At 68.3% G+C, this 14,500-nt stretch carries 9 protein-coding genes and 2 rRNA genes; all 11 read right to left on the reverse strand.

Annotation, left to right across the window (positions count from 1 at the left end):
• Window positions 1-38: 38 nt before the first annotated feature.
• Window positions 39-950, reverse strand: coding sequence for a copper transporter (locus CHAN_RS07605; protein ID WP_290288192.1), 912 nt, complete (start codon window positions 948-950; stop codon window positions 39-41).
• Between the two features lie 15 nt (window positions 951-965).
• Window positions 966-2,150, reverse strand: coding sequence for a putative cytokinetic ring protein SteA (gene steA / locus CHAN_RS07610; protein ID WP_290288195.1), 1,185 nt, complete (start codon window positions 2,148-2,150; stop codon window positions 966-968).
• 68 nt (window positions 2,151-2,218) lie between these two features.
• Window positions 2,219-3,970 carry a DNA repair protein RecN gene (gene recN, locus CHAN_RS07615; RefSeq protein ID WP_290288198.1) on the reverse strand — a complete coding sequence of 584 codons (1,752 nt, stop codon included), beginning with the start codon at window positions 3,968-3,970 and terminating at the stop codon, window positions 2,219-2,221.
• A gap of 7 nt (window positions 3,971-3,977) precedes the next feature.
• Complete coding sequence (locus tag CHAN_RS07620) at window positions 3,978-4,931, reverse strand: NAD kinase (protein WP_048743063.1); 954 nt, start codon at window positions 4,929-4,931, stop codon at window positions 3,978-3,980.
• Window positions 4,928-5,764, reverse strand: coding sequence for a TlyA family RNA methyltransferase (locus CHAN_RS07625; RefSeq protein ID WP_290288204.1), 837 nt, complete (start codon window positions 5,762-5,764; stop codon window positions 4,928-4,930). Before CHAN_RS07625 ends, CHAN_RS07620 begins: the two co-directional genes overlap by 4 nt.
• 318 nt (window positions 5,765-6,082) lie before the next feature.
• Complete coding sequence (locus CHAN_RS07630; protein WP_290288207.1) at window positions 6,083-7,126, reverse strand: HAD-IIA family hydrolase; 1,044 nt, start codon at window positions 7,124-7,126, stop codon at window positions 6,083-6,085.
• A gap of 114 nt (window positions 7,127-7,240) precedes the next feature.
• The gene (locus CHAN_RS07635) at window positions 7,241-8,446 is read right to left on the reverse strand and encodes a tetratricopeptide repeat protein (RefSeq protein WP_290288210.1); all 1,206 of its coding nucleotides are present in this window, start codon (window positions 8,444-8,446) and stop codon (window positions 7,241-7,243) included.
• A gap of 187 nt (window positions 8,447-8,633) precedes the next feature.
• A complete protein-coding gene (locus CHAN_RS07640; protein WP_290288213.1) occupies window positions 8,634-9,575 on the reverse strand; it encodes an RNase H family protein in 942 nt (313 codons plus the stop codon).
• A 72-nt stretch (window positions 9,576-9,647) separates the two neighbouring features.
• Window positions 9,648-10,658, reverse strand: a complete 1,011-nt coding sequence (locus tag CHAN_RS07645) for an Rv0361 family membrane protein (RefSeq protein ID WP_435384058.1) — start codon at window positions 10,656-10,658, stop codon at window positions 9,648-9,650.
• Between the two features lie 335 nt (window positions 10,659-10,993).
• Window positions 10,994-11,110 (reverse strand): 5S ribosomal RNA (rrf, locus tag CHAN_RS07650).
• 154 nt (window positions 11,111-11,264) lie between these two features.
• Window positions 11,265-14,353: ribosomal RNA gene (locus CHAN_RS07655) — 23S ribosomal RNA — on the reverse strand.
• Window positions 14,354-14,500 lie beyond the last annotated feature (147 nt).

Genomic DNA, 14,500 nt, shown 5'->3' on the forward strand with positions numbered 1-14,500 from the left:
TTGCCGTGCCCCGGGAAGTTGCGAACGCCGCCGACCGACTATTCGGCCGGGGCCGCTTCCCCATCCGCGGACCGGCCGGCGGGCGCGGGCTTCTTCTCCACGATCGCCCGGATGACGCCGACGCGGCCCGCCGGGTCGCCGACCGCCGCCTGGGTGGCCACGGAACCGGCGGTCGCCGACTTCTCCAGCACGTCGATGACGCCGCCGGCGCGCTTGGCGGCGGGCTCGCCGGCGACGACGACCGTGCCGTCGGCGGACAGCGCCTCGGCGAAGTCCGCGAGGATGCGGGAGCCCACGGCGGGCGCGCCCTCGCCGGAACCGGTGACGATGACGACCGCCGCCGTCGGGCGCATGGTCCCGTCCTCGTAGTCGATGAAGCCGGCGTCTCGCAGCGACCCCAGCAGCAGGCGGCGGTCGGCGACGTTCGCGCGCTCGCCCGCGTCGTTGCCGAGCAGCAACGCGGGAGACATCGCCTGGCCCGCCTGGTAGCCGGGGTCGCGGCGCTCCTCGTCGAGTTCGGCGCCCGCCGGCAGCGCGCTGGTCACCACGTCCTTCAATTCATCGGCGCCTTCCGCCGACTGGAACTTCGCGGTCAGCCCCATCCGCGTGACCTCCGGGGCGCCGGCGTCGCGCAGCAGCGCCTCCATGGAATCCACGGAACGCGCCTCCGCATCCGGGGCGGTCACGAGCAGCACCGGGACGTCGGCAAGCGAACCGTCGACGACCTGGGCCGCGAGGTCCGCCACGACGCCGTTGGCCGCATCCGCGCGGGTGTTGGCGTCGTCGCGCTCGACGATCGCCGCGTCGCGTTCCTCGGCCGCCTGCCCGCCGCCCCATTCGATGCCGCCGCCGGGAGCCAGGACGTACGCGCCCAGCGCCGCCCCGGCCGCGACGCCCAGCGCCGCGCCCGTGATGCCGGCGCTCCACGCGCCCGACCGATTCTTCGCCATCCGTCAGCCCCCGGTCTACTTGAACAGGCCCTGGAACCACAGGGCAATCGAATTCCACGTGTCCACGAGGTTCTCGCCCACCGAACCGTCGCCCGCCGTGCCCGCGATGGCGAAGATCACGGCGAGTGCCACGATGATCGCCAGCAGTGCCCACATGAAGCGCAGGCCGCCGCCCTCGACGCGGTACAGATCCGCGACGACGTCGCCGTTGACCAGTTTGTCCCCCGCCTTCAGCCGGCTGAGCAGCGCCGACGGCAGCGCCTGCTGATCCGCGGCGCCGTAGACGTCGCCCTGGTCCAGCGAGGAACCGGCGGTGACGATCATCGACGCACCGTGGTGGTCCGCCAGCACGAGCGCCAGATCCGTCGCCGAATCCGACAGCGCGGGGAAGGTCATCGCGCCGATGCCCAGATCCTGGATGTGCTCCAGCCCCTGGGCGTGCCCGTCGGGATCGGCCGGCAGGATCACGCGGGCGCCGCAGCGCAGAGTCTCCGCGCCGATGCCCTCGGGATCGCCGATGATCAGATCCGGCTCGTATCCCTGCCCGACCAGGGCGTCCGCTCCCGCGTCGACGCCGATGAGCACCGGGTCGAATTCGCCGATGAAGCCCTTGAGCCCCTTCAGCGTCCGCTCGTGGCCCTCGCCCGCTCTGACGATGAGCACTTTCCGGCCTTCCAGCGGCGTCTCGACGTCCGGGATGCCCAGGCCATCGACGTACAGCGGGGCCTCCGTCGCGGCGAACTCGACGAAGTTGCCGGAAAACGCCTCGAGCCGGTCGACCATGCTCGTGCGGGCCTCGTCGAAGTCGGCCGAGAGCTTCTCCAGCGCGACCTCGTCGCCGGCCGCCACGCGGCGGTCGCCGAGGTAGAGCTTGCCCTCGTACAGGCGGTGGACCTTGCCGTCCCGGAGCTTCGCCGATTCCGCGAGCTCGACGTTCTCCACGAGAATCACGTCGGCGTCGAGGAGCATCTGCGGGCCGAAGTTGGGCACGGCGCCGGTGGTGAATGCGCCGGTGTTGAGGACCGCCTTCGCCTTGGCGTCGATGATCCGCTGGGCGAGGACGCGGGTGATGTCGGGTGCGTCGATGACGACGATGTCGCCTTCGGCGAGCTTGTTCAGCGCTCGGTCGGAGCGCAGGCAATCGCGGACGGTGCCCTGGACGCCGGGCTCGGCGGCGGTCTTCTTCGGGAACAGACTCATGGGCCCAAGTGTGCCGCCGGGCCGCTGGCATTCGGTGGAGGCGCGCCGGACGGGCGGACCGGGCGCGGCTACCGTGTGGCCCGCCGCGCCGCCTTCTTGTCGGCCTCCGCCTTTTCCAGCAGGTCGGTGGCGTGCGCGCGGCCCGACTCGGTGCCGTCGAGGCCCGCCATCATCCGCGCCAGTTCCTCGACGCGGCGCCCGTGGTCGAGCGCCCCGACCCCGGAGACGACGCCGTCCTCGGCGACGTCCTTGGCCACGTGCAGGTGGGTGTCGGCGTAGGCGGCGACCTGCGGCAGGTGCGTGACGACGATGACCTGGTTGCGTTCGGCCAACCTGGCCAGGCGCCGCCCGATCTCCACCGCCGCCCGGCCACCCACGCCGGCGTCGACTTCGTCGAACACCAGGGTGCGGCCGCCGTCGCCCTCGGCGAGCACGACCTCCAGCGCCAGCATGACGCGGGAGAGTTCGCCGCCCGACGCGCTGCCGGCCAGCGGGCGGGGCTCCGCCCCCTTGTGCGCCGACAGCAGGAAGGACACGTCGTCGGCGCCCGACGGGCCGAAGGAACCGGACTCGGACACTTCGACGACCAACGAGGTCATGGGCATGGCCAGGCCCTTGAGTTCCGCCGTGACCCGTTCGCCGAGTTCGGCGGCCAGCGAAGTGCGGACCTTGGTCAGCTTCTTCGCCGCCGCGCGGACCTTCTTCTCCAGCGCCGCGACCTCGGCGGCGAGCTTCTCCAGCGCCTCGCCGGAGACGTCGAGGGTGCCCAGCTTCCGCCGCGCCTTGTCGCGCCACTGCAGCACGCCGTCGATGTCCGGGGCGTACTTGCGGGTCAGATTCCGGATCTCCGCCTGCCGGGCCAGCAACCCGTCGAGCGATTCGGTCTCCTCCGGCAGTGCCTCCAGGTACGCCCCCAGGCCAGCCGACACGTCGGCGAGCCCGCTGGTGATCTCCCCCAGCCGCTCCGCCAGCTCGGTCAGCTCCGAATCACCGGAGCCCGCCAGCGCATGCTGGGCCCGGCCGAGCAGGTCCGCGGCACCCTCGTCGTCGGCGCCGGACGCCCCGGCGGCGCCCACGGCACCCGGACCGTCGATGGCCGCCCAGGCGACCGTGGCGGCCTCGCGCAGGCCATCCAGGTCCTGCATGCGGCGGATGGTCTCGGACAACTCGGCGTCCTCGCCCGGCTCGGGGTCGACGGCGTCGATCTCCTCGAGCGCGAACGCCAGCTGATCGGCGCGCATGGCCATCTCGCGGCGCTTCGACGTCCGCTCCTCCAGGTCCTTCGCGGCCGCCCGCCATGCGCCGCGCGCATCGCGGTACGCGGCGAGCAGCGGCGCCACCCGATCGCCGCCGAGACGGTCGAGCGCGGCGATCTGCTCGCCGCCGCCCAACAGGCGCAGCTGGTCGTTCTGACCGTGGATGGCCAGCACCGCACCCGCGACGTCGGCCAGCGACGCCGCCGGGGTGCCCCGGCCGCCGATCCAGGCACGCGAACGCCCCTTGGCGGAGACCTGGCGGGCGAGCAGGATTTCTCCGTTCTCGTCCCTCTCGCCGCCGCATTCCTCAAGGATCGCGTCGACGCCGTCGGCAAGCGGGCCGGCGAGGTCCGCCGTGGACACCAGGCCCTCGACCAGGGCCTTCTCCGCCCCGCTGCGCACGCGGCCGGCGTCCGCCCGGCCGCCCGACAGCAGGCGCAGGCCCGTGACCACCATGGTCTTGCCCGCGCCGGTCTCGCCCGTGAGCACCGTCAGGCCCGGGCTGAACTCCACGGTCGATTCGGGAATGACGCCGAGATCGCGGATGGTGAGCTCGGTCAGCATCGTCGGATCACCGCCTCGGACCCCTCCACCCCGTCACCGGCAGGCGGAACTTGTGCACCAGCCGGTCGGTGAACGGCGCGGAGTCCAGGCGCACCCACTTCACCGCCTGATCGCCGCGCGTGATCTCGATGCGGCTGCCCGGCGGCATGGGGATCGGCCGGAAACCGTCGAGCACCGCCTGCGCGGCGCTGGTCTGCGGATTCGACTCCACCGCCACCGTCGAATGCGGCGACACGACCATCGGGCGGTCGAACAGCGCGTGGGCGTTGTTCGGCACCACCAGGATCGCGTCGAGCTCCGGCCACAGCACCGGGCCACCCGCCGAAAACGCGTAGGCCGTCGAACCCGTCGGCGTGGAGATGAGCACGCCATCGCAGCCGTAGGAGCTCACCGGGCGCTGATCGACCTCCAGCACGACGTCGAGGACGCCGCGGCGGTTGAGGTTCTCGATGCTCACCTCATTGAGCGCCCAGCCCGTGCCGATGACCCGGCCGTCGTTGTCGCGGACCGTCGCCGTGATGGTCATCCGGTCCTCGACGCGCCAGGAGCGGTCGATGACCCGCTGGATCGCCTCGGTCATCGACTCCTGCTCCCACTCCGCCAGGAATCCGACGTGGCCCATGTTGATGCCAAGCACCGGCAGATCCATCGAGTGGGCGATGTCCGCGGCGCGCAGGAACGTGCCGTCGCCGCCGAGCACGAGCACCAGCTCGCAGCCCGCCGCGGCCTGCGGCGAATGCCCGAACCGCGGGTACCTGCCCAGCACCGGGTGGCGGAGCAGCTTGGTGGGGTCGTCGCCGGCGAGCACGCGCACGCCGATGCCCGCCGCGTCGAGCAGCTCGGCCGCCTCGGCGGCCATCTCCAGATTGGAGCTGCGGCCCGAGTGCGGCACCAGCAGCACCTGCCGTTCTTCTTCGCCCCTCGCGCCCCGCGAGTCGGCCCGGGTCTGTCCATCCGTCATTGCGGCCCCTCCTGCACGGCGCGGTCGATCATCTCGTCCAGCTTCCCATCATCGACGTCGGTCGCGCCACCGTCCTTGACCAGCCACAGGAAATACTCCACGTTGCCGGACGGCCCCGGCAGCGGGCTGGCGACGACGCCGCGCACCGACAGGCCCAGCGTCCGGCCGAAGCGGGCGACGTCGCCGACGACTTCGGCGCGCAATTGAGGGCTGCGGACCACGCCGCCGGAGCCGAGCCGGTCCTTGCCCACCTCGAACTGCGGCTTGACCATCGGCAGCAGATCCGCCCCGTCGGCCAGGCTGTCCACCAGCGCCGGCAGCGTCAGCCGCAGCGAGATGAACGACAGGTCGCCGACCATCACGTCCGCCGGGCCGCCGACCATGTCGGGGGTCAGGGTGCGCACGTTGGTGCGGTCGAGGACCGTGACGCGGGCGTCGTCGCGAAGCCTCCAGATCAGCTGCCCGTAACCGACGTCGACGGCGATGACCTCGGCAGCGCCGCGGCGCAGGCAGACGTCGGTGAAGCCGCCGGTCGACGCGCCGGCGTCGATGACGCGGCGCCCCTCGAGGCTCAGTCCCCCCGGTTCGAAGGCCGCGAGCGCGCCGAGGAGCTTGTGCGCGCCGCGCGAGGCCCAATTGGCGTCGTCGGCGTCTTCGGCCACGCGGATGGACACGTCGCCGGTGACGGCGGTGGCCGGCTTGGTCGCCGCCATGCCGTTGACCGTCACGCGGCCGTCCTTGATCATCTCGACGGCGTGCTCGCGCGACCGGGCGATCTTGCGGCGCACCAGCTCCGCGTCCAGCCGCCGCTTCGGCGTCTGGCCCTTAGCCACGTCCGGCCCCCTCCCCGCCGAGCGCGTCCTGCAGCAGGGCGTGGGCGCGCTCCATCTGTTCGGCCCGGTCGGCCGGGGTCGGCGCGGGCGCGTCGAGGACTTCCTTCACTTGGCGACGGAGCCGCTCCGGATCGACCGCCCCGGCCGCCGCGGCGGCCGCCGCGTCATTGGGCGTGGGCCCCGGCGCGGAAGACGCGGGACCGGGCTTGGGCCCTGCATTGGTTCCCGCCGCGGGCGCCGCGGGGCCGGGCTCGGGCCCGGGCGCGGGTGTCGCGGGGCCGGGCTTCGGGGATTCGCCGGGAGCGGACATGTCCCCGGTCACCGCCAGGCCGCGACGGCCCCGGCGGCCGCGTCGGAGGTGGTGCGCACCCCGGTGACTGGGGCCGTGGACGGAGCGCCGTCGGCGTCGAACCATGCCACGGAGGCGGCGGTCAGCAGCGCGGCGACGGCCGCCTGCGCCGGATCGGACAGGCGGGGGTCGGATTCGTCGCCGCCGCCGATGACGATCACGCCGGGATCGTCGGCGTCGCGCTCGGCGGTGAAGCCGGCCTGGGGGCGCGGTTCGGCATGCTCGGCGGGCGCCACGAGCGCGCCCATGTCGGCGCCGATGAGCGACGGGCGCTCCTCCGGCACGGCCGCCAGGGCCTCGTGGTGGCCGGAGATGCCGGTGACCGTCATCAGGGTGTCGTAGCCCGCGGCGTTGCCGCCGGCGATGTCGGTGTTCAGCCGGTCGCCGATGACGACGGGCCGCTCGGAGCCCAGTCGCGCGGCGCCGCGGTGGAACATCGGCGGCAGAGGCTTGCCGGCGCTGCGCGGCTCGACGCCGGTGGCCGACACGATCGCGGCGACCATCGAGCCGTTGCCGACCATCAGGCCGCGCTCGGTGGGCAGGGTCGTGTCCAGGTTCGACGCCAGGTAGGTGGCGCCGCGGGCAATGGCCAGCGCGGCCTCGGACATCATCGCCCAGTTGGTGCCCGGATTGTGGCCCTGGAACACCGCGGCGGGTTCGTCGTCGGCGGAATCGACGACCTCGTACCCCGCGCCGACGGCCAGGTCGCGGAACGACGGGGCACCGAGGACGAGCACCTTCGCGCCGGCCGGGATGATGTCCGCGGCCATCTCGATGGCGGCCTGCGCGGACGTCATCACGTCATCGGCGCCGCAGTCGTACCCCAGGGAACGCAGCTGCTCGGCGACGGTTTCCGGGGCGCGCGAGGCGTTGTTCGTGACGAACAGCATCGGCAGCCCCGCTTCCGTCAAACCCTCGAGGGCACCGGGGACGGCGCGGCCGCCCTCGTAGATGGTGCCGTCGAGGTCGAGGAGTGCGGCGTCGTAGCGCCCGGCAAGCAATTCGGTGCTCATGGAAAGCGTCGGTCCAATCTTCGCGGGGTCGAGGAAGTCGATGGGGGTGCGATGAGGATGAAGGGGCGGGCCGAGGAGGGCCCGGCGGGTCCGCGGCGGCGGGCGTCCGAGCGGCTACAGGTTCTCGGCGCGCTCGCGGGCGTCGAGGAGCTCGTCGGGGTCGAGTTCCGCCGAGCGGTCGAACCACTCGCGGGCTTCGCCGGTCCGGCCGGCCTCGACCAGCGCATCGGCGTAGGCGTAGAACAGTCGGGCGCCCTCGAAGTCGGTGCGCGTCGGGTCGAGGTTCTGGGCTTCCAGCTCGATGATCGCGCCATCCAGGTCGCCCATGTCGCGGCGGGCACCGGCGATGACGATGGCCAGCTCGGTGCGGGACTCGTCGTCGAGCAGGCGGACCTCGTCGGAACGCCCCAGTTCGATGGCCTTTTCCGGGCGGCCCAGGCCGCGCTCGCAGTCGGCCATGACGGCCAGCAGGCCCGCGCCGCCGGAAATGCGGCGGGCGGCGCGCAGCTCGGCCAGCGCCTCCTTCCACTCCCCGGCGTGGTACGCGGCGACGCCGTTGGTCTCTCGGACCACGCCGACGCGGCCGGCGCGGTCCTTCGCCGCGCGCGCATGGCGCAGCGCGAGCTTCGGGTCGTCGGCCATCAGCGTCGCGGCCATGATCATGTGGCGGGCGACGGTGTCGGCGTTGTCCTTGGCCAGGCTCTTCAGGTCCTGGCGCACCGACGGGTCGAGCTCATCGGGCTTGACGTCATCGGGGATCGACGGCTCATTCTGGCGGGCGACGATGCGCTCCTCGCGGAAACCGGGGCGCTGCGGGCCGGTGCGCGGCGCGCGCTTCTGGTCGTCCTGGAAGCGGCCGCCGCGGTTGGAATGGCGCTTCGGGCCGCCGTGGCCACCGCGCCGGTCATCCCGGCGATCGCCCCGCGGGCCCCCGCCGCGCCGGTCGTCGCGCGGGCCGCCGCCCCGGCGATCGTCGCGGCGGTCATCGCGTCGGTCGTCTCGGCGCCAATCGCGGCGATCCCCGCGCTGGCCTCCGCGATCGTTGCGATCGCCGCGGCGATCATCCCGGCGCTCGCCGCCGCGGTCATCCCGACGGTCGTCGCGACGGTCATCGCGGCCGTCCCGGTTCTCCCAGCGACGCCCCCCCTGGCCGCCCTGGCCGCCGTAGCCGCCGCGGCCACCGCGACCGCCCTGGCCGCGGCCTCCCTGGCCACGTCCCGCCGGACGGCCACCGGCGCGTCCCCCTCGGAAACCGCCGGGGCGACCGCCCTGGCCCCCTCGGCGCTCGCCGTCGGGACGCGAACCTGCGTTCTCGGCCATGTGTTGGACGCTCCTCACGAAATCGATGCTCTCGCGTGCCCGCACCGCCCGGTCGGGGCGGTCGGCCGCGGAAAAGTCGGATATAGACGGATATGAAAGGAAAAAGCGGCGCAATCTGCTCGCGGGGCCACCGCCCCGATCACCGCATTCACCGGCCCAGGCTACCAGCAGCCCGGGTCGCCGCCGTTCACGGCCGGACGGAAAGATGGTGCGCCACGAGCACCGGATCCGCCGACATGTCCCACGTGGACGTCGCCGTCCACCCCCGCCCGCGGGTCACCGCGACGCCGGTGGCGCCCACGACGGTGACATCCGGGCGCGGCGACGAGAAGTCGGCGGGAAACGCGGCGTCCAACTCCTGGGGGACGATGACCGCACGCTTGGTCAGGAAGTCCAGCCGCGCCTCATCGCCCTCGCGGGCCTTCGCGGCCGCGCGCGCCAGAGTGCCCTGGGCGGTGCGGATCGCCGTCACGGCCTCTTCGAAGGGATCGGCGGCGACGTCGAAAAGCCCCTGCTGCCCCGCCGCCTTGCCGCCCGCGGCGGGCCGGCCGAGACCCTTCCTTTGCGACGCCCCCGCACCCACCTTCCGCTCCGGCTCGTTGGGCGCGGCGGACGAGGGACCGCCGGCTGCGGCGGCCATGATCAATTCGGCGCTCTTGGTCGCGCCGGGGAAACCCGGGCCCTCGTTGGCCGGCTCACCGTCCTGGAAAGCGGTCGCGGCGGCGCGGGCGCGCTCGTCGGCGGCCTCGTTCATGTCGTGGCCCGCGTGGCCCTTGACCCACTCGAAGCGGACGTTGCGGCCCACCAACAGTTCATCGATCACCGACAGGATATCGACGTTGAGCACCGGCTTTCCGTCGCGCTTCTTCCAGCCCTTCTTCTTCCAGCCGGGCATCCACTTGGTCACCGAATTGATCACGTACTGCGAGTCGCACAGGATGCGGAGCTCCTCGTCCGCCCGGTGCGCGGTGGCCGCCAGCAATTCCGCCACGGCCATGAGTTCGCCGCGGTTGTTGGTGCTCTTCTTCCACCCGCCGGCCGCCCACGTGTCGTCGTCGATGTACCAGGACCAACCGGCCGGACCGGGATTTCCGAGGGCCGAACCGTCGGCTGCGGCGATGATAGTCATGGACGCCGATTGTAACGGCGCATCATCGCCCGCCCCGGAGCGGGAGGGTTCAAAGGTGGGCCGTGCCCGTCATCACCACAAGTCCCCGAACAAGTCTGCGACGTCGGCGAACCCATCGTAAACGGTGAAGTCGATTTCGGGGTCGCAGATCTTCCACTCCCCGTTTTCCTTGCTCATCCGAATGGTGTCGCCGTTCCGGCCGACCTCGGCGACGGTGCGGCTATCGTCGGTGAACGTGACATTCGATTCATCGAAGGAGTCGTTCGCGTTCCACAGATCCACGCCGTTTTTCCCGAACGGTCCGATGGTGTCGTCGATCTTCAGCATGGTGTCTTCCTTGGCCCGGTATTGATCGCAGAGAAGCCGGTTCCAGTCCGAGAGTTTGTTGGAGCCCGCGATCGCGCTGACCGTCCGGTTGGCGCTCTCCGCCACCTCGGCCCTGTCCGAGTTCTCCGAACCTCCGAGGAACGACCAGGCCGCGAAGCACAGAACCGCGACCACGGCCACGACGCCGATTCCTCCGGCGATGAGCGGAGTTTTCGAACCGCTCGACCCCTTCGAACCACTCGAGCCCCCGCCGCCCGAGCCATACGGACTGCCGAAGCCACTGCCTTCCTGGTGTCCGTATGCACCGGGGCCGCCATGCGTGCCCGACTGCTGATGCTGGAAGGATTGAGTCTGCTGAGGTTGCTGCGCCGCCTGGCCCCGAGACCAACCGTAACCACCGTGTCCTTGCTGGTCGGCGGCCGCATAAGGGCTCTTCAAATCATCGGGAATGCCCTGGCCACCCGGCACTCCCCGACTGTGGAAACCAGCCGAAGACTGCGGAGAGCCATAACCGTAGGGGTTGCCCGCGCCCGCGGGGCCCGGGGAAACACCGTAATCGTGCGGAGCATCGAACTCCCGGGAAGCACCCGAACCGTAGTGGCCGGCGTGCCCATGCTGCTCCGGCCGCCCATACCCGCCGTGCCGGCCGTTTCCCTCGGGCCCGCCGTACCCACCGGGCTGCCCATCCTCGCCGGGTCGCCCTGAACCATTGGGCTGCCCGTACGGCCCGCCGTGGCGGTAACCGGAATCATTCATTTTCACTCCCGAAGTTTTGGCTGATCGGATACAGCCTACAACGGGTCACGGACCGCGGCTGAGCAGGGAGAGCATCGATGCCCCGGGTGCCGCGACGTCGGCCGTACCCCGGACCTGCCCCGACCGCCGCACCGCGGCCGCTAAGCCCCCCCCCCCTCGCCGCGGCCCTCGTTAACCCACCCCGAATGCGCACACCCACCCGCTGCAACAGGTGGGCCTGCCCATTCAGGGTGGGTTAACCACCACACCCCCCCAAACGCGAAGGAGCCGTCGCCGGCCCACACCCCACCAGGGGGCATGAACCAACGACGGCTCCAACACAAACCATGTTTATTGGCCGGCAGTGACCTACTCTCCCACACCCTCCCAGGTGCAGTACCATCGGCGCAGGTGGGCTTAGCTTCCGGGTTCGGAATGGGACCGGGCGTGACCCCACCGCTATAACCACCGACACGTATACACGGGACTTCTCCGCAACCCACCACAACACCCCAACAAAACCGGGGCGGGTGGGCGGTGCTGTCCCAGACGCTGGATAGTGGACGCGAACCAAACCTGGTTCTTCTCGTTACGTAGAAATGTCACACGCCATACCCCGAAGTGGGGTGTGTGTTGACGTTCGGCCTATTAGTACCGGTCACCTGAACACGTTACCGTGCGTACAGATCCGGCCTATCAACCCCATCATCTATGGGGGACCTCAAATGAAACCTGATCTCGGAACAGGCTTCCCGCTTAGATGCTTTCAGCGGTTATCCCTTCCGTACGTAGCCAACCAGCAATGCCCCTGGCGGAACAACTGGCACACCAGAGGTACGTCCGTCCCGGTCCTCTCGTACTAGGGACAGCCTTCCTCAAGTTTCCACGCGCGCGGCGGATAGAGACCGAACTGTCTCACGACGTTCTAAACCCAGCTCGCGTGCCGCTTTAATGGGCGAACAGCCCAACCCTTGGGACCTACTCCAGCCCCAGGATGCGACGAGCCGACATCGAGGTGCCAAACCATCCCGTCGATATGGACTCTTGGGGAAGATCAGCCTGTTATCCCCGGGGTACCTTTTATCCGTTGAGCGACACCGCTTCCACAAGCCGGTGCCGGATCACTAGTCCCTACTTTCGTACCTGCTCGACCTGTCAGTCTCACAGTCAAGCTCCCTTGTGCACTTACACTCAACACCTGATTGCCAACCAGGCTGAGGGAACCTTTGGGCGCCTCCGTTACTCTTTGGGAGGCAACCGCCCCAGTTAAACTACCCACCAGGCACTGTCCCCAACCCGGATCACGGGCCGAGGTTAGATATCCAATACGATCAGAGTGGTATTTCAACAACGACTCCACCCCAACTGGCGTTGAGGTTTCACAGTCTCCCACCTATCCTACACAAACCGAACCGAACACCAATACCAAGCTATAGTGAAGGTCCCGGGGTCTTTTCGTCCTGCCGCGCGTAACGAGCATCTTTACTCGTACTGCAATTTCGCCGGGTCTGTGGTTGAGACAGCAGGGAAGTCGTTACGCCATTCGTGCAGGTCGGAACTTACCCGACAAGGAATTTCGCTACCTTAGGATGGTTATAGTTACCACCGCCGTTTACTGGGGCTTAAATTCTCCGCTTCGGCCGGCCAAAAGCCAACCTAACAGGTCCTCTTAACCTTCCAGCACCGGGCAGGCGTCAGTCCGTATACATCGACTTACACGTCTTCGCACGGACCTGTGTTTTTAGTAAACAGTCGCTTCCCTCTATTCTCTGCGGCCACACGGCGCCGTCCGCCGAAAAGGCATGGACACCACGAGGCCCCCCTTCTCCCGAAGTTACGGGGGCATTTTGCCGAGTTCCTTAACCACAGTTCACCCGATCGCCTTAGTATTCTCTACCTGACCACCTGTGTCGGTTTGGGGTACGGGCCACACAACCACATCGCTAGAGGCTTTTCTCGGCAGCATAGGATCACCGACTTCCCCACTACGGGTACGCATCACGTCTCACCCTTAGCGCAACCCGGATTTACCTGGGCTGCGGGCTACACGCTTACACCACCATCCATCCGGTGGCACGGCTACCTTCCTGCGTCACCCCATCACTTGGCTACTACCAGATCAGGTCCCCTGCATCCACGACCAGACACCACCCAAAGGGCAGCGAAAAGACGCTTCAGGAGGGTTAGTCTCACTGATTCACCATGGGCGCGATTGCGCGGGTACGGGAATATCAACCCGTTGTCCATCGACTACGCCTGTCGGCCTCGCCTTAGGTCCCGACTCACCCTGGGAGGATTAACCTGGCCCAGGAACCCTTGGTCATCCGGCGGAGGAGTTTTCCACTCCTCATTCGCTACTCATGCCTGCATTCTCACTCGCGTCCACTCCACCACAGGTCACCCCGCAGCTTCACAGCCGAACACGACGCTCCCCTACCCAACCAACCAAAAGGCTGATTGCCGCGGCTTCGGCGGTATGCTTGAGCCCCACTACATTGTCGGCGCAGGACCACTCGACCAGTGAGCTATTACGCACTCTTTCAAGGATGGCTGCTTCTAAGCCAACCTCCTGGTTGTCTTCGCGATCCCACATCCTTTTCCACTTAGCATACCCTTAGGGGCCTTAGCCGGCGATCTGGGCTGTTTCCCTCTCGACTACGAAGCTTATCCCCCGCAGTCTCACTGCCGTGCTCTCACCTCACCGGCATTCGGAGTTTGGCTGATGTCGCTAAGATGATAGTCCCGCTAAACCAACCAGTAGCTCTACCTCCAGGAGGAAACACACGACGCTGCACCTAAATGCATTTCGGGGAGAACCAGCTATCACGGAGTTTGATTGGCCTTTCACCCCTACCCACAACTCATCCCCTCAGTTTTCAACCTAAGTGGGTTCGCGCCTCCACAGAGTCTTACCTCTGCTTCACACTGGCCATGGGTAGATCACTCCGCTTCGGGTCCAGGACACGCCACTACAAACACACTAGTTAGTATTCGCTTTCGCTACGGCTACCCCACACGGGTTAACCTCGCGACGTGCCGCTGACTCGCAGGCTCATTCTTCAAAAGGCACGCCATCACCCCACGAGGAGGCTCTGACGGATTGTAAGCACACGGTTTCAGGTACTATTTCACTCCCCTCCCGGGGTACTTTTCACCATTCCCTCACGGTACTATCCGCTATCGGTCACAGAAGGTATTCAGGCTTACCGGGTGGTCCCGGCAGATTCACAGCAGATTTCACGGGCCCGCTGCTACTCGGGGACAAACGCAACCAACGCGCCATGGCTTTCACGTACCGGGCTCTCACCGTCTACGGCAGGCGATTCCACGCACTTTCCGCTAACCACGAACAAACATCGGCGCACAGCTGGCAGACCATGCACGCGCAAACCCCACAACACCACACACGCAACCCCTGCCAGGTATCACACGCATGCGGTTTAGCCTCCTCCGCGTTCGCTCGCCACTACTAACGGAATCACAATTGTTTTCTCTTCCTACGGGTACTGAGATGTTTCACTTCCCCGCGTAACCACCAACCAGACTATGAATTCATCTGGCGGCGACCGCCCATAACGACGGCCAGGTTTCCCCATTCGGACACCCTCGGATCAACGCTCAGTTGGCAGCTCCCCGAGGCATTTCGCAGCCTCTCACGTCCTTCATCGGCCTCCTGATGCCAAGGCATCCACCGTGTGCCCTTACAACACAACACACAAAACGACCAAACAGAACAAACTGTTGGAACAAATCTACAGAAAAATCAAGATGCTCGCGTCCACTATCCAGTTCTCACACAACACCAACCACCACCACACCACCCCCACCACACAAGCAGGAGAAGCAGGCAATGACCGCAACAG

This window comes from Corynebacterium hansenii (assembly GCF_030408795.1).
GTDB lineage: Bacteria > Actinomycetota > Actinomycetes > Mycobacteriales > Mycobacteriaceae > Corynebacterium > Corynebacterium hansenii.

Excerpts from the sequence above, each read along its gene's own strand:
- recN (WP_290288198.1), bottom strand. The coding sequence starts at position 3,970 with ATGCTGACCGAGCTCACCATCCGCGATCTCGGCGTCATTCCCGAATCG.
- steA (WP_290288195.1), bottom strand. The coding sequence starts at position 2,150 with ATGAGTCTGTTCCCGAAGAAGACCGCCGCCGAGCCCGGCGTCCAGGGC.
- CHAN_RS07640 (WP_290288213.1), bottom strand. The coding sequence starts at position 9,575 with ATGACTATCATCGCCGCAGCCGACGGTTCGGCCCTCGGAAATCCCGGT.
- CHAN_RS07645 (WP_435384058.1), bottom strand. The coding sequence starts at position 10,658 with ATGAATGATTCCGGTTACCGCCACGGCGGGCCGTACGGGCAGCCCAAT.
- CHAN_RS07605 (WP_290288192.1), bottom strand. The coding sequence starts at position 950 with ATGGCGAAGAATCGGTCGGGCGCGTGGAGCGCCGGCATCACGGGCGCG.
- CHAN_RS07620 (WP_048743063.1), bottom strand. The coding sequence starts at position 4,931 with ATGACGGATGGACAGACCCGGGCCGACTCGCGGGGCGCGAGGGGCGAA.
- CHAN_RS07635 (WP_290288210.1), bottom strand. The coding sequence starts at position 8,446 with ATGGCCGAGAACGCAGGTTCGCGTCCCGACGGCGAGCGCCGAGGGGGC.
- CHAN_RS07630 (WP_290288207.1), bottom strand. The coding sequence starts at position 7,126 with ATGAGCACCGAATTGCTTGCCGGGCGCTACGACGCCGCACTCCTCGAC.